Genomic DNA, 23,753 nt, shown 5'->3' with positions numbered 1-23,753 from the left:
AGCATTTATATAGTAAAAATAATAAATAGAAAAACGCTTTGGAGGGCTTCCAAAGCTGGTTAGTGAATAAGGAAATCGTATTGATGGTAATCTGGGTTCCGCTCTAATGCCTCTTGGCAGTCCTCGCAAATGGCTGTAATATGAATATCACCAGATGCGTCATAAGCAACCATTTCCTGTCTTTCTTGATCCGTTAATTTATGAAGACCAAGGGTTTCTGAGTGTACCGATGCTTTATCAATGGAACCAAGTTTTGTACCACAATGACGACAATGGTAATGGATGGTCACACGGGTCCCTCCCTAATCTACGATTCCTTCATAGTATTAACCTGATAGGAGGAACTTATTCACCTAGTTTAGGCTAACATAGCCCTGCATTCTACTTTCCACAGTTTTGCTTTATTGTATGAAAGAAAGACTTGTATCATGAACAATTACTGATTATATTCATTCATGACTTGCAAAAACGGTTTTTCAAGCCAGGACGCACAGGCATCCGCACTTCTTTTCACGGCTTCCTTTGTAAATGGCATTTCATCGGGGCGGAAACGCCCAAGAACGTAGTCAGGTACACTCATTCCTGTTTTAGGACGGTCAATGCCGATTCGAATACGGTTAAATTCCTGCGTACCAAGATGGGCAACAGTAGACTTAATTCCATTGTGGCCGCCAGGGCTCCCTTTTTGCCGAAGCCGTATCTTCCCGACTGGCAGATCAAGATCATCATAAATGATTACTAAATCCTCTAACTCTATTTGATAGTAATCCATGACCGCTCTGATTGATTCTCCCGACAAATTCATATAGGTTAATGGTTTTAAAAGTAATATCTTTTCCCCATTATAAGTACCAATCCCATACATACCTTTAAATTTTGATTGATTTAACGGGATCGAAAATAGATTAGCCAAGGCATCAATGACTTCAAAGCCGATATTATGTCTTGTTTGTTCATACTGCTTCCCAGGATTACCTAAACCAACAATACATTTCATGGGTCCCACCTCTTTCGGTTCAGCAAACCTGTTAAAAATTTTTCGAAACATCGCTATTCTCCCATTATATAATAATTCTTTTGATTATGCGTTAAAAGACGTAACCATTTAAGGTTACGTCTTTTCTCTTATTCAGCTTTAGGCGGGAGTCGTTTCTCTACCTTCTTCTTGATCTGGATGCCCGCCGTCCTGTTGCTCGCCAGCATTAATTTCCTCTTCCTGTCTTGGAGGTAGGATAGAGGCGATCACTTCATCATCCTCATGGTTGATCGTAAAGGCACCGGCAGATGGAATATCACCAGCCAAAACGGTTTCTCCTACCTGCAGATTCGTTATATCTACTTCAATTTGCGCCGGAATATTGTCAGGAGTAGACGTAATCGATAATTGGTGAACAGGCTGCTGTAGGACACCACCATCTTTTACACCTACTGCCTCTCCAACAAGGACAAGCTTGACTTCAACATTAATCTTTGAAGATTTATCCACGGCTAGAAAATCTACATGGAGAATTCCTTTTTTAAAAGCATCCTCTTGATAGTCGGTTAACACCACATCATGCTTGCTGCCATCCACATCAAGGGAAATGACTCCATTCCTGCCAACCGTTCGAAGTGTTTTTGTTAAATCTGCCGAGCTCACATATACCGGTTTACTCTCAAACCTAGCACCGTAAATAATGGCGGGGATGCTTCCAGCCTCCCTGATTTTCCTTAGAGCAGAAGACTTGAGTTCCTTCCGTTCCTTTGCTTGTAAAACAGTACTCATATGTTTCGTCACCTTCCTACTTTAGTATCTATTTAAAATACCCCAAAACAGGAAGGACTAAACATGTTTATTTTCCAACGCTACCGCTTTTTATATCAATCAAACAGTGTACTTACAGACTGCTCTTCGTGGACACGAATGATTGCTTCACCAAGTAATGGAGCGACAGATAGATTGACAATTTTTCCTCTTCTTTTCTCTTCTGGAAGAGAAATCGAGTTGGTAACAACTAATTCTTTTATTTTCGAGTTTTCAATACGTTCAATCGCTGGACCTGATAATACTGGATGTGTACAGCACGCATACACCTCGGCAGCCCCATTCTCTACTAAAGCATTGGCAGCAAGAGTGATTGTTCCTGCTGTATCAATGATGTCATCAATCAAGATCGCTACTTTCCCTTCAATATTACCAACAATATTCATCACTTCAGCCACATTCGGTCTTGGACGGCGTTTATCGATAATGGCAATGGGTGCTTTTAAACGCTCTGCCATTTTTCGTGCTCTTGTTACCCCGCCATGGTCTGGGGAAACAATGACAATGTCACCAAGCAATTCCTTGTTTTTAAAGTACTCTGATAAAATTGGTACACCCATAAGATGATCAATTGGAATATCAAAGAATCCTTGAATTTGCGGTGCATGGAGATCCAAACAAATAACACGGGTTGCACCGGCAGTCTCTAACAGGTTTGCCACAAGTTTAGCTGTAATCGGTTCACGAGCTCGTGCTTTACGATCCTGACGTGCATAGCCATAGTATGGCATAACAATATTGATTGTCTTTGCTGAAGCACGCTTTAAAGCATCAATCATGATTAATAATTCCATAATATTATCATTTACAGGTAAACTAGTTGATTGAATAACATAGACATCACAACCACGGATACTTTCTTCAATATTAATTTGGATTTCTCCATCACTAAACTTTGAGACTGAACATTTTCCGAGTTCCACACCAATAACCTTAGCGATTTCTTGTGCAAGGGGCAGATTTGAATTTAAACTAAACACCTTTAAATTTGGATCTAAATATTGATTTGACATGATGGGCCTCCCATTATCATTGCTATTTCTTAAGATTAAGCTTTTGAACGTAGTTTTCTTTATTTACCTGTCGTGCTCGTGCAATGGACAACGCATCACCTGGAACATTCTTTGTGATGGTAGATCCAGCTGCCACATAGGCACCTTTACCAATTGTAACAGGGGCAACAAGGTTAGAATTACAGCCAATAAAGACCCCATCTTCAATTTTTGTTAAAAACTTATTTTTACCGTCATAATTCACGGTTATCGAACCACAGCCGATGTTGACATCACTACCCACCTCGGCATCCCCGATATAGCTAAGATGCGAGGCCTTGCTTCCTTTTCCAAAAACAGCTTTCTTAATTTCGACGAAGTTTCCGATTTTTACCTCATCACTTATATTGGAATCAGGACGAATATGGGCAAAGGGACCAATGTTAACATGGGAACCAATTGAGCTTTTATGTGCAGCCGATTGGCGAATAACCGTTTCATTGCCAATTTCGCATGCATCAATTTCTGAATTTGGGCCAATATGACATTCTGTTCCAATGGTTGTCCTGCCTTTTATAATCGTTCCTGGATAGATAACAGTATCCTGTCCGATTTCAACAGCTGTTTCTATATATGTGTTAGCAGGATCAATAATGGTAACCCCATTACGCATATGAGTTTCATTCGTCCGTTTACGCATAATTCGCTCGGCTTCCGCTAAAGCAACACGATCGTTTACACCCAAAGTTTCTTCGAATTCATCTGTTTGGAAGGCTGTGACCACTTCTCCCTGGTTTTTCAGGATTTCGATGACATCTGGTAAATAGTATTCGCCTTGAACATTGTCATTGGAGACCTGCCGTAATGCTTCGAATAAGGCACGGTTATCAAAACAATACGTTCCTGTATTGATTTCATTTATCCCCCGTTCCGCTTCTGTTGCATCCTTGTGCTCAACGATCTTTTCAACAAGACCGTTTCCATTACGAATGATTCTGCCGTATCCTGTTGGGTCTTCGATTCTTGCTGTGAGGATTGTGGCTTTTGCAGCTGACAGCTCATGATGTTTAAAAAGAGACTCCATTGTCTCGGCTTTAATTAATGGAGTGTCACCGCAGACAACAATAGTTATACCGTCTTTTCCATCCAGAATTGCTTGGGCCTGCATCACGGCATGGGCAGTTCCCAATTGCTCTTCCTGCAAGGCATAGTGGCTGGCATTTCCTAATTGTGCTTGCACCTTTTCAGCTCCATGGCCAATAATGGTCACCATTTCCTGAACGCATAGCTTTGTGACTTGATCAACAACATGTTGTACCATCGGTTTGCCGCATACTGGGTGTAATACTTTATACAGCTTTGATTTCATCCGCGTTCCTTGCCCTGCGGCCAAAATCACAGCATAACGATTAGACATGGACAGTCCTCCAATTTACCTTTTTATCCATTAAAAATATTAACGTAAATGGGCTCGCTTTTCAAGAAGTGTAAGGAAAGTGTCTAATTTTGTAATATTAAGTTTATTAGGGGGAATGATGTAGGGGATAGTGGGAGTTTCTTAAGACAATAAAAAGAGCCTTACTCAGAAGAAAGGCCCTAGTTGTAAAAATCCTTAGGAAGCTCCGGCTTCTTCAAATTCTACTTCCATTTCACCTAAACGGTGGTACTCAGCCAAAACCGCTTCTTGGATTTTACCGCGTGTTCCCGAATTGATTGGATGCGCAATGTCACGAAATTCTCCATCTGGAGTACGTTTACTTGGCATAGCTACAAATAAACCGTTATTTCCGTCGATAACACGAATATCATGAACAACAAATTCATTGTCCAACGTGATAGATGCAATCGCTCTCATTCGACCGTCCGTGTTAACCCGGCGTAATCTTACGTCAGTTACTTCCATGTGCTCACACCCTTTTTGTTAAAATAAAATGCTAGTTAATAAAATTCAACAATAAATTCTGAATTCCTTCTTAAATTTTAAAATTCTTTTGAAAAATTAGGGCAAAATAGTGAACTTTTGTAAGAAATGGGCATTTATATATATGATAGGCTGGGAGTAAGACAAAAAAAAACGCTCGTTTACTTTACGAGCGCAACAACTTCAATTTCAACTAAGGCATCCTTTGGCAGACGAGCAACCTCTACACAGGAACGAGCTGGTTTATGTGTGGAGAAATACTCACCATACACTTCATTTACCGCAGCAAATTCATCCATATTTTTAATAAAGACGGTGGCCTTTACAACGGTTTCAAGCGATGCACCAGCTTCATTTAATACTGCCTGTAAATTACGAAAAACCTGATGGGTTTGCTCTTTTATATCACCCGTTACCATTATCCCCTCAGCCGTTAATGGAATTTGACCGGAACTATAAAACAGATTATTCACAACAATTCCTTGTGAGTAAGGCCCGATAGCTGCGGGTGCTTCATTAGTTTGAACTACTTTCATGTTAACCCCTCCATATATTAAAATAGTTTCCCTCATGTACACTAATCTTTTTTTCCTTTTCATCAACATTAGATAATTGGACGAGGGATAAATATTCATCCACTAACCGTTCTTGAATTTTTTCGGCCTCAACTAATACAGCAATGCCCGCTAGATGGGAATTAAACTCTTCAAGCATGCTAATCATCCCCATGACGGTCCCGCCAGCCTTCATAAAGTCGTCGACAATGAGGACACGCGAATCCTGCTTCATGCTTCTTTTTGAAAGCACCATCGTTTGGATTCTTTTAGCAGACCCGGAAACATAATTAATGCTTACGGTTGGACCTTCTGTTACCTTACTATCCCGACGGACAATCACGACCGGGGCATTTAACTGACTAGCGACTGCATAGGCAAGGGGGATCCCTTTCGTCGCCACCGTCATAACTACATCAATTTTAGCGTCGGCATAGGCTGAGGCAATAATGCGGCCTGCCTTTTGCACCACCTGCGGATTTCCCAAAATATCAGTTAAGTATAAATAGCCTCCAGGTAATAGTCGTTCCGAATCTCCAATTAAATGACATAATTCATTTATAAACGGCTCCACTTCTTCGCGGCTTACCTTTACGAAAAATTTAACTCCACCGGCAGCCCCTGGTACTGTTTGCAGCGTCCCGATTCCTCTTTGCTCAAACGTCTCTTTGATAATCGCCAGATCTTCACTAATAGAAGACTTAGCAGACGAATATCGGTCGGCAAAAAAGGTGAGCGGTACAAGCTGACGTGGATGATCCAGTAAATAATTTGTCATATCTATCAAACGTTCGCTGCGGCGAAATTTCATAATAAACCCCCAAAAACCGAATATTCTTAGTTAAGAATATCATTATTGTACGCCCTTAATCAAGTGAGTGCCGTTCTCCAAGCATGCGAACGGCGAAAACCTGATCACAGAAACCCCTTAATCCATTATAGATTCGGTGCATTCTTGAATCATGCTGAACAATTCCAAACACGGTGGGTCCGCTTCCGCTCATTAAAACAGCATCAGCACCAAAGCGCTTCATTTGCTCCTTTATTTGAGCCACTTCTGGGTGTAGATGTAAGGTTACATCCTCAAGAACGTTTCCAACCTTGCTGCATACCTCTTGATAATCATGATTGTGGATTGCCTCAATCATGCCGCCAATTTCAGGGTGCTTCGTTTCATTTACATCAAGCCGGCGATAAACCTCGGCTGTTGATACGCCAATGAAGGGCTTTGCAAGGATCACCCAGCAGGTAGGTGGTGCAGGTAACTCGGTGATTAGTTCCCCTCTTCCTGTTGCTAATGCCGTTCCTCCATAAACACAAAAGGAAACATCCGACCCAATCTCACTCCCAAGCTCCGCTAATTCATCCAGGGTTAAACCAAGGTCCCAAAGCCTATTCAGGCCCCTTAACGTTGCAGCAGCATCACTGCTGCCCCCAGCTAGTCCAGCAGCAACCGGAATGGTCTTTTCAATTGTGATTAGTACACCTTTTTTCACATCAAATCGATCCTTCAACAACTGCGCTGCTTGAAAGGCAAGGTTCCGCTGGTCATCTGGAACATATCGATTATGGGAAAGAATATGTATTTTATCTTGATTTAATAAAGTTAATTCTACTCGATCTGCTAAATCAATGGTGGTCATAATCATTTCCACCTCATGATAACCATCGGAGCGTTTATGTAACACATCTAATGCTAAGTTTATTTTAGCCGGTGCTTTGACTAACAACTTCACTACTTCCACCTACTTCTGTATAATCCATTCCGAAATCCACATTTTGTCCTATTTTACCACAAAATGATAAATGTAAGACGTGAGATATGATAAATCTTGTCAAATAAAATATTTTATCATGACTTTTTTATAGAAAACAGACACAAAAAAAGAAAAAAAGACCGGCACAGGACATTTTGCCTCCTGGTACCGGCCTTGCTGTGGTTAAGATTTGTTTAAACAAAAAAGCGAAAGGCACCTGCAGCTAGAGTTAAGACTTCGGTCCCCGATGAATCAGCTGTTCTTGAGCAAGCTCAACGGCCCGTTTCACCATGTTTCCCGCATCCCTTGCCTTGATGCCGCCCCATCCCTCTTTTTGAACGACATCATAAAACCCAAGTTCTTTTGCAAGTTCCTCTTTAAAGCCTTCGGACATAATTCCTTTTCTTCTGCCCATCTAAACAACCCCTTTCGTACCACAGTGTTCTTAGTATGGGGTAATCGTGGATTTTCATGATAACCAAATGATTCTGTAAACAGCAAAAAGCAGCAAACCTTTGTTTACTGCCATCCATTGCTTATATTCTAGCTTAAAGCTACATGTCCTGCTGCATCATCGTAGAAAGTAATTTGTACTGTTTCTGTTAACACATCCGCATAGCTGTAAGAAACACGCTCGAATGAATTTTCGTCTTGATCTAATTCAATAACAAAAACAGATGGGTAAGTTTCAGCTAAAACACCAGAACGTTCAATTGTTTTCCTGCGTCCTCCGTTTGCTTTTAGCAGTAATCTTTTCCCTAAATTTGTGTCAAGAGCCTTTTTGATATCGGCTAAGGTTTTCGGCATTCAATCCACCTCACTGTGTAAAGTGTAACACACTGACATAGTTTTTGTCAAACAAAAATATAAATTATATCAGTCCGACAAAAAGTTTGTCAATAATTTTTATTCTACTTTTTCTTCTAATTTTCAACATTTCTTAGCCTTACCTTGTTAGTGGCAGAATATGTATCGTATCAAAAAAAATAAGCCGACCGAAAATGCGCAGGCTTATTCTTCTTCATCTTGTACTGGCTTGTAAGGCATTCCTGTTCGTAACACACCTCTTGTTTCAATGCCTCCAAGGCCCTTCTCCCCTGTTAATGTATTCCTTAGTACATCCCAAACGTTAATTCTTTCCATAAACGGGGTAAAGCTTATTTTTGCGACAATATAGACTGGGTCTAGTGCATGAATATTGATCCTTGAAGGAGAACTGGCGAAATTTGCCCCTGCATGAATGAGTGATTCAAAATGGGATTGGCAGGCCCCGGCAAAGATGACCAGTTGATCTAAATGAGGAATTTTCTTTCGTGCCTCTCTGACGGTAAGAACGAAATGTTTAGAATGACGGTACGCATTAATATCCGTCATCTTCCCCTTTGCCTTTGAATAGGCATCATGCCCGGTAATGACAAGAATATCCGGACGATAGAGGTCAATCAATCCAGCAATTTTATCCGGCATCTCCTTTTCGTTGCAATGAATTCCTAAAACCGGTATCCCGATTTTTTCATATAATGTCATACATTTCTTCAAATAGGCCGGGTCACCATCTAAATGGAGCACCCTCCCTGGGATTTGAAAGTAGTTGCTCGGTTTTACATAGCCGCCCGTTGCTTCATATTCCTGTCTGGATTTTAACAAATCAACATCCTGGGTAAAGAGCCGCAACGATTGTTCTTCTAGTGTTCTATACTCTTGGCTTAGTTTTACCCGTTCATGTTGGTTCACTACCACCAAATCAGTGTAAGGTGCATCAGCAACAAGTCGAAAATCCTCCCCATAAAGAATAGCAAATTTCTTGTTATTAATTTGCCGCATATCGATCACACGAAAGAGAAGGTCACAATTATATGATTTTCTTCCGACAATATCATTTATTTTAATTCCCACTGCCGTCACTCCCATAAGACCAGCAAATGAGGCCTTTTGTTTAGGATTTCCCTCATAGGCTATGCAAACAGAGGTGTCCATGTGAATAAAAAAAGCTCCATTGCCTTGTTCGGTGCTGGAGAAAGACAAAAAATAGACCCTAAAAAGGGGTCTAATGGAAATGTGGATATAGTTCGTCAGCTAACCGGCCAAATTCCTCTAGAGAAAGGGTCTCGCCTCTTCTGGAAGGTTCGACTCCACTCGCATCTAAGGCGGCAAGGATTTCCTCTTTCTTTTGTTTCCCATTAGGAAGCTGACTTGTTAGGTTGTTGAGTATCGTTTTTCTCCGTTGCGCAAAGGAGGATCTTGTCACTTGAAAAAAGAATGCCTCATCTTTAACCGACACAGCTGGCCGCTCACGCTTGGTCAGCCTAATGACGGCTGAATCAACATTTGGCTGAGGGACAAAGACGGTCTTAGGGACAATCATTACCGTTTCAGCTTCAGTGTAGTATTGGATGGCAATCGAAAGCGAGCCATAGTCTTTTGTACCAGGCTTGGCTGAAATCCGGTCAGCAACCTCTTTTTGCAGCATACAAACAATCCCGCGAATCGGTAGGTGGTCCTCAAGCAACTTCATGATGATGGGCGTTGTCACATAATAGGGTAGATTTGCCACAACCATGACATCATCCATTCCTGTAAATTCTTCATCCATCACCACTTGAACGTCTGCCTCTAGTACATCTTTATGAATAATCTTCACATTTTCATAGGGTGACAGCGTATCCTGCAAGATTGGTAATAATCTTTGATCAATTTCAAACGCAACAACCTTCTTACTTGTGCGGGCAAGCTGCTCGGTTAGAGCACCTATTCCCGGGCCGATTTCTATTGCTCCGGCATTCTCATCAAGATTAGCGAAGCTTACGATTTTTTTTAATATATTCGTATCAATCAAGAAATTTTGACCAAGGCTTTTTTTGAAAGAAAACCCATATTTTTCGAGAATGGCCCTTGTTCGTACAGGGGTAGCGATGTCTTTATTCATTGTGTTCCTCCTGGCATACAGCGCCTAGTGCTTCTGCAAATTCCTGTTTGCTGATTTGAAACATCATTAAACGCTTATGTAATTGTTTTCCGTTTGTATAACCAATTTTTAAAAATTCCCCCAACAGGATTCTTCTTTCCTTTGCCCCGTCACCACCGATGAGGCCAGCTGTGAGTAAATCCTCCTGCGTAATTTCCTCTGATATGTTTTCATGCATGATTTGAGCATCCTTTAAGGCTTCTCTTATCGCATCTGGACTGGCATGCTCCACGCCAAGACCCCTGCCGTTTTTAGCAATAGCCGCCTCTTTTGTTAGAAAAGCGTGCTTACAGCCTGGAACTGCTGCAGCAATCGTCTTCCTAATCTTTTCACCCGGATAGTCAGGATCGGTAAAAATAATGACGCCTCGTGTTTCTAAGGCTCGCCTTACGCTTTCAATGGTACTCTGATTAACTGCAGAGCCGTTCGTCTCAATCGTGTCTGCATTCACTGATCGTTTAATCGCTGTCGTATCATCTTTTCCCTCTACGACGATTATTTCTTTAATCTTCATATTAAAACTGAAATCCTCCGTAATAAAAGTAGTAAAAAATGAAAAATAACTGAAACATTTTTGTAATGTCCATCGTCTATATTATTAAATGAATTCATACAATGTAAAGAAAAGCGGAAGCGCCCTGTTCAGCGGCGTATGGCCTGGAGCGCTCCAACTGAGATAAAGGAAACACGATGAGCCGGAGGCGAATCGATGTTGACTTATCGTAGGGCGGAGGGCGAAGGACACTAGCCGCTAGGGTGCTGGAGCTGGACAATTCTCAAAGCCGAGATTTATACCTTCTTATTTTTAAAGAAAAACAAATGATGTTTCGATAGTAAGTATAAAGAAAATCTTAAAAAAAGCAAAATGCAGAGGAAATATCCCTCTGCACTTACATGAATTATTGCAAGATTTTTATCTTTACTTTCTTCCGTCCCCAGCGGTATGCTTCCGCATTGGAAGGCATCAATAAATCAATGATATACCCTTTAATCGCTCCGCCTGTGTCGGCAGCTACAGCATAGCCATAGCCTTCCACATACACCTTTGTTCCAAGAGGGATCACTCTTGGGTCAACCGCTATGACTTTCATATTCGGATTTGAGCGGAGATTAAGACCCGTTGCCGTATGACCAGAACAACCGTTGCAATACGCTGTATAGGCAGTTGCCGTGACGTAAAACTCTGTTCCTGTTTCCTCTGCACCACGTGAAACCTGCATCGCTAATTCCTTCGTTCCGACAGCCACAACTTTATCTTGTTTTGCCGTAATACTTTGCTCATTGAGCAATTTTCTTGATATTTCCTTGCCATTTTCAAGCATGACTTCATATTCTTTAGATACCCTGCCATGCTTGCCGGGGGTGACAATTTTCTCTTTCCCTTTTTCTAAACTTTCATCCTTTTTTGTTACCACGGCAAATTGAACTGGTTCTTCCACTACATCGGTGACTTTTTCTACGCGAATGACGTTAACAACACCATTCTCTGGAACGGCTTCTGTTAATGATGGTTCAACTCGGTCTAATTCATTTAGTTTGATGCCCTGCTGTGTTAAAAAGTCAGCGACCGTAGCCGAAGTGGTCCACACTTGTTGCTCCTTGCCTCCGTCCACATATGTAAGATGAAATGCGGGATCTATTTCAATATTCATCTTATTTTTGATTGCCGTTTGTGGTCTTGGTGTAATTTCATCCTGTTCCTTTAATACAATTTTCTGCTCCTTTAAAAGCTCAGCCACTGTTCCGGCTGTCGTCCAGATCGTTTTTTTCTCGTTGTTCTTTACAATGTGAACCTTGTTTGCCTGCTTCCAAACAACTTTAAGGTGATCCTTCACCTTCGTATCTGCCTTTGGAGACAAGTGATCTTGTGAGCGGATGGGCACATCCAGATCATCTAATAGTTCCTTGATGGTATCTGCATGCGTTTTTACGACCTCAGGCTTGCCATTAAGTGTAATCGCCACTGTGTTCTTTGATCCTTCAAATAAAAGAACGCCTAGAGCTGTTAGCAAAACTACAAAACTAGCAAAAGCAATGGTCAATGCCCTTCTGCTCAAAGACTCGGAAACCAGGTTTTTCATGTGTTTGAATACGATGAAAAACGCCTCCTTTTCTAGAGAGAGATTTAGTACCATGCTGTCGGCTGTCAATCCTTGCATACCCTGTAAAGGTATTTCTAATTATGCACAAACCTAGAAATTTTGCAAAGAAAAACTTATCGACATGGTTATCCTATGTTGAAAAGGAGACGTGTAGAACTTTTTGTTATCTGAAAAGATTTGGACAAGCTTCTTGTGTCTTCGACAAAATCCTTTAGCAGTTTATGGCGAAACATTTTTTAGCATTTCGTGTCGTTGCCTCCGCTACTTCCGCAAATGTCAATCCTTTTATTTCGGCAATTTCCTCAGCAACTAATTTTACATACCCGGGTTCATTTCGTTTTCCACGGTATGGGTGGGGGGCTAAGTACGGGCAATCCGTTTCAATTAACAGTTTATCTAATGGAATTTCTGCCGCTACTTCCTTTGGCTTTTTTGCATTTTTAAAGGTAACAGGGCCGCCAAGAGAAATATAAAAGTTCATCTCCACACATTTCCTTGCTATTTCAGGGCTGCCGCTAAAGCAATGCATAATGCCGCCTACCTCCGCCGCCCCCTCGTCCTCTAAGATTTCCATGATATCTGCTGTTGCCTCACGGTTATGAATCACAATTGGTAGCTTTACTTTTTTAGCCAGTCTGATTTGTCTGCGGAAAACCTCCTTTTGGATTTCTTTTGGAGACTTGTCCCAATGATAATCCAGGCCCATTTCACCGATGGCCACTACCTTTGGATGTGATGCGAGTTCCTCAATCCATACTAAATCTTCATCCGTCATATCAATGGCATCAACTGGATGCCAGCCAACACAGGCATAAATAAACGCATATTTTTCCGTAAGCTCCATCGCTCTTTGGATCGTGGGACGATCAAATCCAACGACAACCATATTGGCAACACCTTCATTTTGTGCCCTTAAAATGACCTCTTCTAAATCTTCGTTAAATTGTTCATCGTTTAAATGGACATGTGTGTCGAATAACATATGATGATCAAACCCTCATTTCTATTTTTTTCTTTAAATTGTGCATGTACTGCCTTCTAATGTCAAAATTCAAACAAAAAAAGGGAAATACCACGTAATTTGTTTCACGTGGAACAATGAAAAGTGGAAGCACCTTGCCCAGGGGCGCCGGAACTAGACACCTCTCAAAGGAAAAAGCGTCTTATTTAGACGCTTTTTAAAAAATTATTTTACCTTCGAACCGTTTGGCAATGTTTGATCAACAGTTGCTACGGAGAGCTGACCGTCCTTTGATCCCGCTAAGATCATTCCTTGTGACAATTCACCACGTAATTTAACTGGCTTTAAATTAGTAATACAAATAACCTTCCGGCCGACCAGTTCTTCCGGTTTATAATACTGGGCAATTCCCGATACAACTTGGCGCTTTTCGTAACCAAGATCAAGTTGCAGCTTTAGCAGCTTATCCGTCTTTTTAACCGGCTCTGCCTGAATAACCTCAGCTACCCGCAAATCAATTTTCATGAAATCATCAATAGCAATTTCATCGATTTCCTCTGGTTTTTCTTCATTCTTTTCTTCTACAACGGGTGCTGACCCCTGCATTTTTTCTTTGATGAATGCCACTTCGTCAGCAATTTCAAGTCTTGGGAATAGCGGTGCATCCTTTTCTACCATTATTCCACTTGAAATCACACCAAAGCGTTCAAGACTATCCCATGTTTTAAGGTTCTCATCCTGTATGCCCAGTTGTTTAAAAATCCCGTTAGGTGTACGGGTTAAAAACGGCTGTAAAAGGATAGCAGTTTGACGCAATGATTCTGCCAAATGAACCATAACACTTGCAAGTTCCCCTTTACGTTCCTCATCTTTAGCCAAGGCCCACGGTTTTGTTTCATCAATATATTTATTTGTTCGGCTGACCAATTGCCAAATGGAAGTAAGCGCCACTGAAAATTCCATTTTTTCCATGGCTTCTTCGTATTTTACAACAGTTTCACGATTGATTTGAAGGAGTGACTCATCAAATTCACCGACAGAACCTACATAGTCCGGAATCACGCCATTAAAATATTTTTCGATCATCGCAACTGTTCGATTTAACAAGTTTCCAAGATCGTTGGCTAAGTCAAAATTAATTCTTTCGACAAAGCCCTCCGGTGTAAATACGCCATCTGCTCCAAAAGGTACTTCCCGTAATAAATAATAACGGAGCGCATCGAGACCATAGCGGTCGATCAAGGTGACAGGATCTACGACATTCCCTTTTGATTTGGACATTTTCCCATCCTTCATCAGCAGCCAGCCATGAGCAAACACTTTTTTAGGAAGTGGTACATCCAATGCCATCAACATAATTGGCCAATAGATCGTATGGAAACGGACAATTTCCTTGCCTACAAGGTGCACATCTGCCGGCCAGTAATTTAAATATTTATCTTCATTTTCGGTTCCATAGCCAAGCGCCGTTATATAATTTGAAAGGGCATCAATCCAAACATAGATAACATGCTTCGGATCTCCAGGGACTTTAATGCCCCAATCAAACGTTGTTCTAGATACCGCTAAATCTTCCAAGCCAGGCTTGATAAAATTATTAATCATTTCATTTTTTCGCGATTCCGGCTGGATGAAGTCAGGGTTTTCCTCATAGTACTTTAATAGACGATCAACATATTTACTCATTCTAAAAAAGTAGGATTCTTCTTTTACCTTTTCAACCGGACGGCCACAATCCGGACACTTTCCATCTACTAACTGACGGTCTGTAAAAAAGGATTCACACGGCGTACAATACCAGCCTTCATACTGGTCAAGGTAAATATCCCCCTGCTCAAGCAGTCTTGCAAAAATCTTCTCTACCGCTTGTTTATGTCTCTCATCCGTAGTCCGGATAAAATCATCATAAGAAATATCAAGCTTATTCCAAAGTTCTTTAATACCGGCAACAATTTCATCAACATACTGCTGCGGAGTAATTCCCTTCTCTTCCGCTTTACGCTGAATCTTTTGTCCGTGCTCATCTGTTCCCGTTAAATACATAACGTCAAAACCGCGCATCCGCTTATAACGAGCCATAGCATCACCGGCAACGGTGGTGTAAGCATGACCAATATGTAAATTTCCACTTGGATAGTAAATCGGTGTTGTCAGATAAAATGTCCTTAATTTTTCCGCCATTTCTTTTCCCTCCAATAGGCAAGCCCCATTCAAACATTATTGCCTCTTTTTGCTGCTTCTATCATCAAAATATACCGAAAAATGAACTTTTGTGCAAGAAAGTGTCTTTAGCGTATTTCCAATTTCTATAAATTTCTTCCTAATACACCCATAAAGAGGAAGGAACCATCGAAGTCTATAAGGGACAAAGGTGCTGAATGTAGAATTTTGTCGAATTTTCCCCAAAATGCTGTTGCTGAAAATTCATTCTACAATAGTATTATTATACTAGTTTGATTGGCTCAGCATTAGGGTAAACCCTATTAAATCAGCAAACGCTTATTGGTAATATTTTCTTGTTATTTTTCAAAATAAAATAATTAACGAATATGGGAAGTACTGGTATTATAAATTTATAAGAAATTTGTCGAATAATGACGAATGAAAAAAATAGATTACTAATATGTGTGTATACGAGAGGAGATCAAATTATGAAGTCTACAGGTATTGTTCGTAAAGTTGATGAATTAGGTCGTGTGGTTATTCCGATTGAATTAAGACGTACTCTTGGAATTGCTGAAAAGGACGCTCTTGAAATCTATGTGGATGATGAGCGCATCATCTTAAAAAAATATAAGCCAAACATGACTTGCCAAGTAACTGGTGAAGTTTCTGACGATAATTTGTCACTTGCCGGCGGTAAATTAATTTTAAGCCGCGAAGGTGCAGAACAATTAATTGAAGAAATTCAAAAGAATTTTGAACTAGCGAAATAATAACAAACTCCAGCACTGATCATGTGCTGGAGTTTTTTTAGTTATTGTCTATATGATACGCTTGATAAACTTCCCGCTTACTTAACCCGCGGTCCTTTGCAGTTTGTTTGATCGCATCTTTCGATGATAAGCATTTTACCGATATGTAGTGGTTGATGTGTTCCTCAAGTGACAGCTGCTGCCACCAGGTATTGCTGTCCTCTTCTGCCGGTACATCAGACCCTTCAATAAGAATACAAAATTCCCCGCGGATTTCATCCTTTTGCGCCCAAGCAATAACTTCCTCCAGGGTTCCGCGAATAAACTCTTCATATTTTTTGGTTAATTCTCTGCAAATTGCTATTTTTCTGTTACCGAGGATTTCCAGCATAATCGATAAGGTTTCTTTTAATCGATGCGGAGATTCATAAAAGATAAGCGTCGCCATTTGCTTTTTCAAAACTTCCAATTCCGCTCGTTTGTCTTTCTTACTGCGATTAAGAAATCCATAAAAATAAAAAGGCTGGCAGGAGATTCCCGAGGCAATTAAGGCTGTGAGTGCCGCATTTGCACCCGGTAATGGGACAACTGTCATTTTTTCACTAATCGCTTCCATCACAAGCTCATAGCCGGGATCAGAAATCGCAGGCATGCCAGCGTCACTAACAACAGCCACCTTTTGGCCTTCCTTCACTTTTTGAATCAGTTTCTCCCCACTTGATTCCTTATTATGCTCATGATAGCTAACAACAGGGGTATCAATCTCGAAATAATTGCAGAGTTTTTTTGTATTTCTTGTATCTTCAGCAGCAATTACATCTGCCTCTTTTAAGATTCTTATTGCTCGAAAGCTCATATCTTCAAGGTTCCCAATGGGAGTTGGAACTAAATAAAGAATTCCTTTATGCTCCTCATTTTCAAAACTTTTCTGCTGCCACATGATATCCACCCATTTCTTCCATTAAAAACTCTATTTTCTGCTTACGAGATAACTTTTTAAAATAATATTCCGCACTCATCGCATCACTTTTATTGTCATACCCTTTATAAAAGGTAAGCGCTACAGGACCCCTGCTACGTGTGTATTTCGCCCCTTTCCCCTTATTATGAAGCATAATGCGGCGTTCAAGATTATTTGTATAACCCGCGTAAAGACTCCCGTCCCTGCATGTTACCACATAAAAAAAGTGTTCACTCTTCTCCATATAAAATCCCTCTGATTTCAGGTGTATATTCATCTGCATCATTATAAACAATGAGTGGTGGCAGGATTTTTAAATCTGGACTGCCGTCCTTTATTGCTTCAACTAAAACCGTGTTGCTTTCCTTACCTAGCTTTGGATAAACAAACTGAATCCGCTTTGGTTCGAGCCTGTACTGCCTCATCAATGTAATGATATCGATAAGCCGGCCCGGGCGATGGACAAAGGCCACTTTTCCACCCTGCCGCACCAATTGACTTGAAGCCTTAATCGTATCCTCAAGTGTACACAGGATTTCGTGGCGCGCGATAGCCAGATGTTCATTAGGATTGATTTCGTCCCTTGAAGGAGTCGTAAAATAGGGTGGATTACAAGTAACCACATCGAACTTGCCAAAGCCTAATTGTTTGGACATCTCTTTAATATCACCGTGAATCATCTGTAACTGCTGTTGAAGCCCGTTATATTCAATACTTCGGATTGCCATATCATATAAACGCTCTTGTATTTCAACGCCAATTATAGTCCCTCTTGTGCGGGCGCTTAAAAATAAGGGAATTACCCCATTACCGCTGCAGAGATCAATTAAATTCCCCTTTTGAATGGGTACGTATACAAACCGGGCCAATAATACAGCATCGAGTGAAAAGGAAAAAACGGATGGGCTTTGAATAATCCTCAAATCCTCGGCAAGCAAATAATCGAGTCGTTCATCATCTTTCAAATTTACCACTAAAACCATCCTATTCTAATATGAAAATAAGGGCTGATTTTATCAGCCCCTTTAGGTTATTTCTTATTAAGAAAAGAAAGGCAGAATAAACAGTCTCCTTCCTTTCGCAAACTTCCAAAATGAAGATTACAAATATGAAACCCTTCATGATAAAGACGGGCAAGGTTGTCGTACCCTTCTCCAATATCAAAGAGCTTTTCCCCTGGAGAAGCCTCCTGATGGGCAGGGCCCCCTTCGGCTTTTTTATTCTCTGTTTTTTTCTTTTCTTCTTTAATTGATACATCTAAACGGCGTCTCAGATGTTCATTTTCCAGCTTTAAATAATGATTCTCTTCGAGTATTTCAGCTAAATGCTGCTTTAATTCTCCGAGTTTTTGGTAAAGATGGCCAATTTGCGTTTCCATATTACTCACTGATTCAAATATTTCCTTTTTATCCACGGCGCACACCTCTTAATCTGTGGACTGTATAGAAAAGGCACCTTCTTTAATAATTTCTTCCAAGGTATACTCCAGAACTCGGTCTTGTTCCTTAAGTTCCACTTGAAGTACCCGCTCTAATATATTTAGTCCTACCACTTTTCCTGCACCCTGCGGTGTTTCAATGATTTCCCCTAAATCAGGCAAAGCTTCTTTTGCGGCTTCATATTCATCATTTTCATATTTTAAGCAGCACATCAATCTGCCACATAAACCGGATATTTTTGTAGGATTTAATGAAAGGTTTTGATCCTTCGCCATTTTAATAGAGACAGGATCGAAATCACCTAAGAAGGTTGAACAACATAGCATTCGGCCGCATGGGCCAATACCACCAAGCATCTTCGCTTCATCACGGACGCCAATCTGGCGTAATTCAATGCGTGTCCGAAAAATAGCTGCTAAATCTTTGACCAACTCACGGAAATCAACTCTTCCATCAGCAGTAAAGTAGAAGATAATCTTATTTCGATCAAATGTATATTCAACATCCACTAGCTTCATATCCAGCTGATGTTCATTCACCTTTTCATTACAAACCTCATATGCCTCTTGGGCTGCCTGCTTATTTTCTTCGACAATCATGCGATCCTTCTGGTCAGCAATTCTAACCACCTTTTTTAATGGAAGAACCACATCATGCTCCTCTACCTGTTTACAGGCGATAACTGCCCTCCCGTATTCAACGCCGCGGACCGTTTCAACAATCACAAAGTCATCCTTTTCGATTGAGAGGTCTCCAGGATCAAAATAATAGATTTTCCCCGCTTTTTTAAAGCGAACTCCTACAACATCATACAAATGAAGATCCCTCCTGAATTTTTAACACAAGCTGTTCCATCATCAGCTGAGGATTCATATTTGCCTGCAGCTTCCTTTTTGCATCAAGAATAGCTGACATTTGATCCGATAAGCGCCGTCCAGATGTTTGCAAGGCAAATTGTTTTAACCGCTCTCTTTCTTCTATGAAAACAATTTGCTCCTGCTTATCTAATTGTATATAAAGTAAATCCTTAAAAATAAGAAGTAAAAGGTCTAAACCACGTTGAATCTGTTCTTTATCCTTAAAGTGCAGAAACCAATCACCCTGGAGTGTTACCATTGCCTCAAGGGGGTTTTTTCTCAACACCTCATATAATTTTACCACTATTTTTTGGGCTTGTGCAAACCATTCATCGACATTTAATTTGAGGGCCTCATCCAGATTATTCGTTAACTGTGCCAGCAGTGGTGCCTTAGCCGGTTCAACGCCATTTTCTTGTAGCTGTTTCACCATTACCTGGGGAGCTAACGGACGAAATGCCAATACTTGGCATCTAGAAAGTATGGTTGGCAATATTTGCTGCAGTTGTTCTGTTAATAGGAAGGCAACTGTCCCAGGACTTGGTTCCTCCAAAAACTTTAGCAAACTATTTGATGCACTCACACTCATTTTATCTGCATGGACTATGACATACACTTTTCTTGAGGATTCGACACCCTTTTTGGAAAACTCCGCTTGTAGATTTCTAATTTGGTCAACCTTAATCGATAACCCATCAGGTTCAACGATATGAACATCAGGATGATTTCCATTATTGATGCGTCGGCAATTAGTACATGACTCACACGGTTTATAGCCTGCAAGTAACGACTCGCAAAAAAGTGCTTTTGTCAGTAATAGACTAACTTCCTTTTTCCCTGTCCCTCTTATGCCTTCAAAAAGGTACGCATGGGCCACTCTATTTTTCAGTAAGCTGTTTTTTAACATTTTCAATACTGTCCACTGCAGCTCTTCTAGTTGATCCCATGTTTTTACCATGTTCCTCACTCACCATCTATAGGAATATCAGCAATACTAAAAATGCATATATTGCTCAATTGGTAAGACAAATACTGTTGCTCCGCCCACTTCGACTTCAACCGGATATGGGACATACGAGTCAGCATTACCACCCATTGGTGAAACAGGGGCTACAAGCTGATCTCTCGACTTACAGTTTTCCTTAATAATTTGGAGAGCCCGGTCAACCCGGATATCTTCAGTTCCAATCATAAACGTGGTGTTTCCCGACTTCAAAAATCCACCTGTACTAGCTAATTTGGTCGCTCTAAAATTATAATCGACTAACGCTTTAGATAAACGATTGCTATCCTGGTCTTGAACAACGGCAATAATGAGTTTCATTTGAAAACACCCTCTCCCTTTTGTTTGTACAACTCTATCTTTATTATAACAGGTTATTGTACGGCATACCTTTTTAAACAGAGCAAAATTAAAAAGGGCCTTAGATGGAAGGCCTTTTTTCTGCTAATTTCCCTTCTACTAGCTGCAGCGTTTTTTGATAGACCTCCTCAACAGTTCCTGAGGCATCAATCCGAACAATTCTATTAGGGAAGCGCTCCATTAATAAATGGTATCCTTCTCTTACCTTTTGGTGGAAATCAAGATCCTCTAAATCCAGCCGATTAATTTCTCTTCCTTTATTTCTATTAATCCGCTTCAGACCTAACTCGGGGTCAATGTCGAAATAGATGGTCAGCTCAGGCATTAAGTCTTCAATGGCAAATTGATTAATTGTCAATACCTCATCCATTCCTAAACCGCGTGCATAGCCTTGATAGGCTAATGAACTATCCACAAACCGGTCACATAGAACTACTTTACCCGCGTCTAATGCAGGTTTTACCTTTTCTATTAAATGCTGCCTCCGTGCAGCCGCGTAAAGCAGCGCTTCCGTTCGCGGATCCATTGCCGTATTTCCTTTATCTAAAATAACTCGGCGGATTTGCTCCGCTATTTCAATACCGCCTGGCTCCCTAGTTACTAAAGCGTCCGAAAACTGTTTTGCCACCATAGTAAGAATGGTTGTTTTTCCCGCACCATCCGGGCCCTCAAATGTAATAAATGTTCCGTTGCTCATGTAACTAAAACCTCCAAAATGTTTTCACTTACGTTGTCTTTAAAATCTTTATATTCCCCTGTTTTACGTCGAAGCTACCTTGAAACCTCGCTCCGGATTGTAACAGCCATTTTAGTTGATTAAGTTTTTCATTCGTAATTCTCTCTCCCCTTAAAAGCAATGGAACCCCTGGTGGGTAGGGGATAATCATCTCCGCACAAATACATCGGGCTGCTTCCCCAATAGATACCATTTCCTCTGCTAAATCCTCCATTTCACCATAAGGAACCGCGAGTTGGGAAATCTTTTGACCATCCATAATGAGTTCATCTATAACCTTATAATTAGACAAACCTTGAAGAGCTGTCTCTATTTTGTTTGCTGCCTCTGCCAACGGAAAATGCTGTCCATCCTTTACTAACGGGAGAATAAACAACACATTATATGGATCGGCTAATTCAGTATAAATACCAGCATCTTCAAATCTTCTTTGAAGATCAAATCCATTTAGCTCACACCTAGTCTGAATAGTAATTTTCAAAAAGTCACCGTGACTGTTTGGAAAGTCTAATACTTTTATTGCCGGAATTTTGGCTAGCGCCTCTTTAAAGTGCCTAATTTCGGCCAGCAAAAAGGATAAATCCGTTTGTTCATATGTACCTAGGTAATGTCTGGCTATGTCCAAGGAAGCCATAATGGGATATGATGGGCTGCTGGACTGGAGCATTCCAAGATACTCCTTAACCTTTTCCATTCTTATCAAATTGCCATTCACATGTAAAAAAGAACCCATTGTCATGGCTGGGAGTGTCTTATGTGCCGATTGCACGATAATGTCAGCACCTAACTGAACAGCAGACGGCGGGAAAGGCTCCCCGACTATTAAATGTGCCCCATGTGCCTCATCAACCAATACCGGAATCTGATGAAGATGGCACAAATCAATAATTCCTTGTAGATCATAGGTCATTCCATAGTAGTTCGGATACGTTAAAATGATTGCTTTGGCATTCGGGTAAAGATTCATTGCTTGTTTAACCGTCTCTACACTAACACCCGCAGCTATCTTCCATTCCTGATCATAGTCCGGTTCAAGAAAAACAGGTCTTGCCTTCACCAGTCTAAGAGCATTTAAGACGGACTTATGGCAATTTCTTTGGACAAGGACCTGTGCCCCTTCTGTGCAGACTGCCAAAATCATCGCGAGATTACCTACGGTTGATCCATTCACAAGGAAAAAACTTTCCTTTGTTTGATAAAGCTTAGCCAGAAGCGTCTCCGCTTCTAAAATTGCCCCTTCAGGGGAATGCAGGTCATCTAACCCTGTTAGCTCCGTTGCATCAATTTGTAATATTTGTTCAAAAAGGCGACAATCATCTGATTGATTGATACGGCCATATTTATGTCCGGGGACATGGAAAGAAATAGGCTTCTTTTTTACATGCTCCACCAATGCTTCGTATAAAGGTTTCTTCGATTGAGTTTTCATGGTTTATCTTCCTTCTAAGAGTCTCATCTATTTTAGCAAAAAACGATAGCCTTTCCTATTTTTTGGTGAAAACTTCTAAAGTGCCCCATTCCAACTTTTACAACAAAATTTACCGAAAGAGCCAACCTAACATAATAAAGGCGGTGTGAGCAGAGCTAGACTTAACTTAACTTTCTAGTGAAACCTGTATATTCCAAATACACAGGATATTTTGATTCGCTTTTGCGGCGCTCCGCCCCTTTTCCAAAAAAAATAAAGCCCAAAAGGACTTGTTAGGAAAAAATTTCAGGATTTGTTATTTTTCTAAGCTGCTTTAAAAAGTATTTATATTTTGGGTCATTTGTATCTGTTTGAATTAAATCATTTTCACATTCTGTACAAATAAAAGACGTATATAGATGTATGCCTTTTGGTTTTAGATTTTCACAAATAACGCATGTCTCTACATACTGTTTATGTGCTAAAAATGAACTCAATTCCTCCACCTCCATACACCCATTCTGTCCCTCTTCACTCATTTGTATACAATTTTTTGAATTATCTTGCCCCGGGCATCCCTTATTATAATATGTCGTACGTAGCAATTGGGTGTATGTCTATTCGTGTTTTCTTTCAAAACACTTCGTACTTTTTTACCGAAACCCTCACTTTTATAAAAAAAAGAAAGAGGACAATCTGTAAAAGATTGTCCTCTTCGTGTGCCTGGCAACGTCCTACTCTCACAGGGGCGCATGCCCCAACTACCATCGGCGCTGAGAAGCTTAACTTCCGTGTTCGGTATGGGAACGGGTGTGACCTTCTCGCCATAATTACCAGACTAATTTAATTGAGAGATCGTTCTCTCAAAACTAGATAATGCAGAAGAAGTTTGTAAAAACGAATAATCAAATGGTTAAGTCCTCGAACGATTAGTATCAGTCAGCTCCACATGTCGCCACGCTTCCACCTCTGACCTATCAACCTGATCATCTTTCAGGGTTCTTACTAGCTTGCGCTA

The 23,753-nt window shown here is 40.7% G+C and carries 28 protein-coding genes and 2 rRNA genes; 1 reads left to right on the top strand and 29 read right to left on the bottom strand.

Annotation, left to right across the window (positions count from 1 at the left end):
• Nucleotides 1-59: 59 nt before the first annotated feature.
• The 17 genes from fin to metG all read right to left on the bottom strand — a co-directional run bounded on the left by fin (nucleotide 60) and on the right by metG (nucleotide 15,237).
• Entirely contained in the window at nucleotides 60-290 is a 231-nt protein-coding gene (fin, locus tag G6554_RS16680) for an anti-sigma-F factor Fin (RefSeq protein ID WP_166243860.1), read from the bottom strand.
• A gap of 146 nt (nucleotides 291-436) precedes the next feature.
• On the bottom strand, nucleotides 437-997 hold the full coding sequence (gene pth / locus G6554_RS16675) for an aminoacyl-tRNA hydrolase (RefSeq protein ID WP_166243923.1): 561 nt from the start codon (nucleotides 995-997) through the stop codon (nucleotides 437-439).
• Nucleotides 998-1,135: 138 nt separating this feature from the next.
• Nucleotides 1,136-1,765, bottom strand: a complete 630-nt coding sequence (locus tag G6554_RS16670) for a 50S ribosomal protein L25/general stress protein Ctc (protein ID WP_166243858.1) — start codon at nucleotides 1,763-1,765, stop codon at nucleotides 1,136-1,138.
• A 95-nt stretch (nucleotides 1,766-1,860) separates the two neighbouring features.
• Complete coding sequence (locus G6554_RS16665; RefSeq protein WP_166243856.1) at nucleotides 1,861-2,817, bottom strand: ribose-phosphate diphosphokinase; 957 nt, start codon at nucleotides 2,815-2,817, stop codon at nucleotides 1,861-1,863.
• Between the two features lie 22 nt (nucleotides 2,818-2,839).
• The gene (gene glmU, locus G6554_RS16660) at nucleotides 2,840-4,213 is read right to left on the bottom strand and encodes a bifunctional UDP-N-acetylglucosamine diphosphorylase/glucosamine-1-phosphate N-acetyltransferase GlmU (protein WP_166243854.1); all 1,374 of its coding nucleotides are present in this window, start codon (nucleotides 4,211-4,213) and stop codon (nucleotides 2,840-2,842) included.
• A 195-nt stretch (nucleotides 4,214-4,408) separates the two neighbouring features.
• Nucleotides 4,409-4,699, bottom strand: a complete 291-nt coding sequence (gene spoVG, locus G6554_RS16655) for a septation regulator SpoVG (RefSeq protein ID WP_007084183.1) — start codon at nucleotides 4,697-4,699, stop codon at nucleotides 4,409-4,411.
• Nucleotides 4,700-4,878: 179 nt separating this feature from the next.
• Complete coding sequence (gene ridA, locus G6554_RS16650; protein WP_166243852.1) at nucleotides 4,879-5,253, bottom strand: 2-iminobutanoate/2-iminopropanoate deaminase; 375 nt, start codon at nucleotides 5,251-5,253, stop codon at nucleotides 4,879-4,881.
• A 1-nt stretch (nucleotide 5,254) separates the two neighbouring features.
• Nucleotides 5,255-6,082: a pur operon repressor gene (gene purR / locus G6554_RS16645; protein WP_166243850.1), complete on the bottom strand. Its 828-nt coding sequence runs from the start codon at nucleotides 6,080-6,082 to the stop codon at nucleotides 5,255-5,257.
• Between the two features lie 55 nt (nucleotides 6,083-6,137).
• Complete coding sequence (gene ispE, locus G6554_RS16640) at nucleotides 6,138-7,007, bottom strand: 4-(cytidine 5'-diphospho)-2-C-methyl-D-erythritol kinase (protein ID WP_166243848.1); 870 nt, start codon at nucleotides 7,005-7,007, stop codon at nucleotides 6,138-6,140.
• Nucleotides 7,008-7,257: 250 nt separating this feature from the next.
• Nucleotides 7,258-7,443, bottom strand: coding sequence for a small, acid-soluble spore protein, alpha/beta type (locus tag G6554_RS16635; protein ID WP_166243846.1), 186 nt, complete (start codon nucleotides 7,441-7,443; stop codon nucleotides 7,258-7,260).
• A 128-nt stretch (nucleotides 7,444-7,571) separates the two neighbouring features.
• Nucleotides 7,572-7,835 (bottom strand): biofilm formation stimulator Veg, encoded by a 264-nt coding sequence (gene veg / locus G6554_RS16630; protein WP_007084178.1) that lies wholly within the window; start codon nucleotides 7,833-7,835, stop codon nucleotides 7,572-7,574.
• Nucleotides 7,836-8,039: 204 nt separating this feature from the next.
• Complete coding sequence (gene yabG, locus G6554_RS16625) at nucleotides 8,040-8,939, bottom strand: sporulation peptidase YabG (RefSeq protein WP_166243921.1); 900 nt, start codon at nucleotides 8,937-8,939, stop codon at nucleotides 8,040-8,042.
• A 136-nt stretch (nucleotides 8,940-9,075) separates the two neighbouring features.
• A complete protein-coding gene (gene rsmA, locus G6554_RS16620) occupies nucleotides 9,076-9,954 on the bottom strand; it encodes a 16S rRNA (adenine(1518)-N(6)/adenine(1519)-N(6))-dimethyltransferase RsmA (RefSeq protein WP_166243844.1) in 879 nt (292 codons plus the stop codon).
• Complete coding sequence (gene rnmV, locus G6554_RS16615; RefSeq protein ID WP_166243842.1) at nucleotides 9,947-10,507, bottom strand: ribonuclease M5; 561 nt, start codon at nucleotides 10,505-10,507, stop codon at nucleotides 9,947-9,949. The genes rsmA and rnmV overlap by 8 nt, the downstream gene beginning before the upstream one ends.
• Nucleotides 10,508-10,892: 385 nt before the next feature.
• Nucleotides 10,893-12,074: a G5 and 3D domain-containing protein gene (locus G6554_RS16610; protein WP_166243919.1), complete on the bottom strand. Its 1,182-nt coding sequence runs from the start codon at nucleotides 12,072-12,074 to the stop codon at nucleotides 10,893-10,895.
• A gap of 232 nt (nucleotides 12,075-12,306) precedes the next feature.
• Nucleotides 12,307-13,077, bottom strand: a complete 771-nt coding sequence (locus tag G6554_RS16605; protein ID WP_166243839.1) for a TatD family hydrolase — start codon at nucleotides 13,075-13,077, stop codon at nucleotides 12,307-12,309.
• Nucleotides 13,078-13,281: 204 nt separating this feature from the next.
• Nucleotides 13,282-15,237: a methionine--tRNA ligase gene (gene metG, locus G6554_RS16600; RefSeq protein WP_166243837.1), complete on the bottom strand. Its 1,956-nt coding sequence runs from the start codon at nucleotides 15,235-15,237 to the stop codon at nucleotides 13,282-13,284.
• A 470-nt stretch (nucleotides 15,238-15,707) separates the two neighbouring features.
• Here metG and G6554_RS16595 point away from each other — a divergent pair, with 470 nt between their 5' ends.
• Nucleotides 15,708-15,992 (top strand): AbrB/MazE/SpoVT family DNA-binding domain-containing protein, encoded by a 285-nt coding sequence (locus tag G6554_RS16595; RefSeq protein WP_166243835.1) that lies wholly within the window; start codon nucleotides 15,708-15,710, stop codon nucleotides 15,990-15,992.
• A gap of 37 nt (nucleotides 15,993-16,029) precedes the next feature.
• On the opposite strand, the gene rsmI is transcribed toward G6554_RS16595, so the two are convergent.
• The 12 genes from rsmI to G6554_RS16535 form a co-directional block, all read right to left on the bottom strand.
• Nucleotides 16,030-16,911: a 16S rRNA (cytidine(1402)-2'-O)-methyltransferase gene (gene rsmI / locus G6554_RS16590; RefSeq protein WP_166243833.1), complete on the bottom strand. Its 882-nt coding sequence runs from the start codon at nucleotides 16,909-16,911 to the stop codon at nucleotides 16,030-16,032.
• Entirely contained in the window at nucleotides 16,889-17,176 is a 288-nt protein-coding gene (locus G6554_RS16585; protein ID WP_166243831.1) for a GIY-YIG nuclease family protein, read from the bottom strand. The genes rsmI and G6554_RS16585 overlap by 23 nt, the downstream gene beginning before the upstream one ends.
• Nucleotides 17,163-17,906 carry a methyltransferase gene (locus G6554_RS16580; RefSeq protein WP_166243829.1) on the bottom strand — a complete coding sequence of 248 codons (744 nt, stop codon included), beginning with the start codon at nucleotides 17,904-17,906 and terminating at the stop codon, nucleotides 17,163-17,165. The genes G6554_RS16585 and G6554_RS16580 overlap by 14 nt, the downstream gene beginning before the upstream one ends.
• 56 nt (nucleotides 17,907-17,962) lie before the next feature.
• Nucleotides 17,963-18,346, bottom strand: coding sequence for a DNA replication initiation control protein YabA (yabA, locus tag G6554_RS16575; protein WP_166243827.1), 384 nt, complete (start codon nucleotides 18,344-18,346; stop codon nucleotides 17,963-17,965).
• A gap of 12 nt (nucleotides 18,347-18,358) precedes the next feature.
• Nucleotides 18,359-19,186 (bottom strand): PSP1 domain-containing protein, encoded by an 828-nt coding sequence (locus G6554_RS16570; protein WP_166243825.1) that lies wholly within the window; start codon nucleotides 19,184-19,186, stop codon nucleotides 18,359-18,361.
• Nucleotides 19,179-20,186 (bottom strand): DNA polymerase III subunit delta', encoded by a 1,008-nt coding sequence (holB, locus tag G6554_RS16565; RefSeq protein WP_166243823.1) that lies wholly within the window; start codon nucleotides 20,184-20,186, stop codon nucleotides 19,179-19,181. Before holB ends, G6554_RS16570 begins: the two co-directional genes overlap by 8 nt.
• 36 nt (nucleotides 20,187-20,222) lie before the next feature.
• Nucleotides 20,223-20,552, bottom strand: a complete 330-nt coding sequence (locus tag G6554_RS16560) for a cyclic-di-AMP receptor (RefSeq protein ID WP_166243821.1) — start codon at nucleotides 20,550-20,552, stop codon at nucleotides 20,223-20,225.
• A gap of 100 nt (nucleotides 20,553-20,652) precedes the next feature.
• Nucleotides 20,653-21,288, bottom strand: coding sequence for a dTMP kinase (gene tmk / locus G6554_RS16555; RefSeq protein WP_166243819.1), 636 nt, complete (start codon nucleotides 21,286-21,288; stop codon nucleotides 20,653-20,655).
• A 28-nt stretch (nucleotides 21,289-21,316) separates the two neighbouring features.
• Nucleotides 21,317-22,756 (bottom strand): aminotransferase class I/II-fold pyridoxal phosphate-dependent enzyme, encoded by a 1,440-nt coding sequence (locus G6554_RS16550; RefSeq protein WP_166243817.1) that lies wholly within the window; start codon nucleotides 22,754-22,756, stop codon nucleotides 21,317-21,319.
• A gap of 272 nt (nucleotides 22,757-23,028) precedes the next feature.
• Nucleotides 23,029-23,247 (bottom strand): sigma factor G inhibitor Gin, encoded by a 219-nt coding sequence (locus tag G6554_RS16545; RefSeq protein ID WP_166243815.1) that lies wholly within the window; start codon nucleotides 23,245-23,247, stop codon nucleotides 23,029-23,031.
• Nucleotides 23,248-23,456: 209 nt separating this feature from the next.
• A 5S ribosomal RNA gene (rrf, locus tag G6554_RS16540) occupies nucleotides 23,457-23,573 on the bottom strand.
• Between the two features lie 71 nt (nucleotides 23,574-23,644).
• Nucleotides 23,645-23,753, bottom strand: a 23S ribosomal RNA gene (locus G6554_RS16535); the annotation flags it as partial.

The organism is Bacillus sp. MM2020_4 (genome assembly GCF_011250555.1).
Classification (GTDB): Bacteria; Bacillota; Bacilli; order Bacillales; family Cytobacillaceae; genus Neobacillus.
The sequence above is the reverse complement of the archived record's forward strand: the minus strand, read 5'-3'. Positions and strand labels throughout refer to the sequence as shown.

Coding starts and splice junctions, on each gene's coding strand:
- G6554_RS16585 (WP_166243831.1), bottom strand. CDS start 17,176: ATGGAGAAGAGTGAACACTTTTTTTATGTGGTAACATGCAGGGACGGG.
- veg (WP_007084178.1), bottom strand. CDS start 7,835: ATGCCGAAAACCTTAGCCGATATCAAAAAGGCTCTTGACACAAATTTA.
- G6554_RS16610 (WP_166243919.1), bottom strand. CDS start 12,074: ATGAAAAACCTGGTTTCCGAGTCTTTGAGCAGAAGGGCATTGACCATT.
- G6554_RS16560 (WP_166243821.1), bottom strand. CDS start 20,552: ATGAAACTCATTATTGCCGTTGTTCAAGACCAGGATAGCAATCGTTTA.
- metG (WP_166243837.1), bottom strand. CDS start 15,237: ATGGCGGAAAAATTAAGGACATTTTATCTGACAACACCGATTTACTAT.
- rsmA (WP_166243844.1), bottom strand. CDS start 9,954: ATGAATAAAGACATCGCTACCCCTGTACGAACAAGGGCCATTCTCGAA.
- rnmV (WP_166243842.1), bottom strand. CDS start 10,507: ATGAAGATTAAAGAAATAATCGTCGTAGAGGGAAAAGATGATACGACA.
- G6554_RS16550 (WP_166243817.1), bottom strand. CDS start 22,756: ATGAAAACTCAATCGAAGAAACCTTTATACGAAGCATTGGTGGAGCAT.
- holB (WP_166243823.1), bottom strand. CDS start 20,186: ATGGTAAAAACATGGGATCAACTAGAAGAGCTGCAGTGGACAGTATTG.
- rsmI (WP_166243833.1), bottom strand. CDS start 16,911: ATGTGGCAGCAGAAAAGTTTTGAAAATGAGGAGCATAAAGGAATTCTT.
- G6554_RS16665 (WP_166243856.1), bottom strand. CDS start 2,817: ATGTCAAATCAATATTTAGATCCAAATTTAAAGGTGTTTAGTTTAAAT.
- tmk (WP_166243819.1), bottom strand. CDS start 21,288: ATGAGCAACGGAACATTTATTACATTTGAGGGCCCGGATGGTGCGGGA.
- pth (WP_166243923.1), bottom strand. CDS start 997: ATGAAATGTATTGTTGGTTTAGGTAATCCTGGGAAGCAGTATGAACAA.
- G6554_RS16635 (WP_166243846.1), bottom strand. CDS start 7,443: ATGGGCAGAAGAAAAGGAATTATGTCCGAAGGCTTTAAAGAGGAACTT.
- glmU (WP_166243854.1), bottom strand. CDS start 4,213: ATGTCTAATCGTTATGCTGTGATTTTGGCCGCAGGGCAAGGAACGCGG.
- G6554_RS16545 (WP_166243815.1), bottom strand. CDS start 23,247: ATGGAGGTGGAGGAATTGAGTTCATTTTTAGCACATAAACAGTATGTA.
- spoVG (WP_007084183.1), bottom strand. CDS start 4,699: ATGGAAGTAACTGACGTAAGATTACGCCGGGTTAACACGGACGGTCGA.
- G6554_RS16595 (WP_166243835.1), top strand. CDS start 15,708: ATGAAGTCTACAGGTATTGTTCGTAAAGTTGATGAATTAGGTCGTGTG.
- ridA (WP_166243852.1), bottom strand. CDS start 5,253: ATGAAAGTAGTTCAAACTAATGAAGCACCCGCAGCTATCGGGCCTTAC.
- yabG (WP_166243921.1), bottom strand. CDS start 8,939: ATGGGAGTGACGGCAGTGGGAATTAAAATAAATGATATTGTCGGAAGA.
- purR (WP_166243850.1), bottom strand. CDS start 6,082: ATGAAATTTCGCCGCAGCGAACGTTTGATAGATATGACAAATTATTTA.
- G6554_RS16605 (WP_166243839.1), bottom strand. CDS start 13,077: ATGTTATTCGACACACATGTCCATTTAAACGATGAACAATTTAACGAA.
- G6554_RS16670 (WP_166243858.1), bottom strand. CDS start 1,765: ATGAGTACTGTTTTACAAGCAAAGGAACGGAAGGAACTCAAGTCTTCT.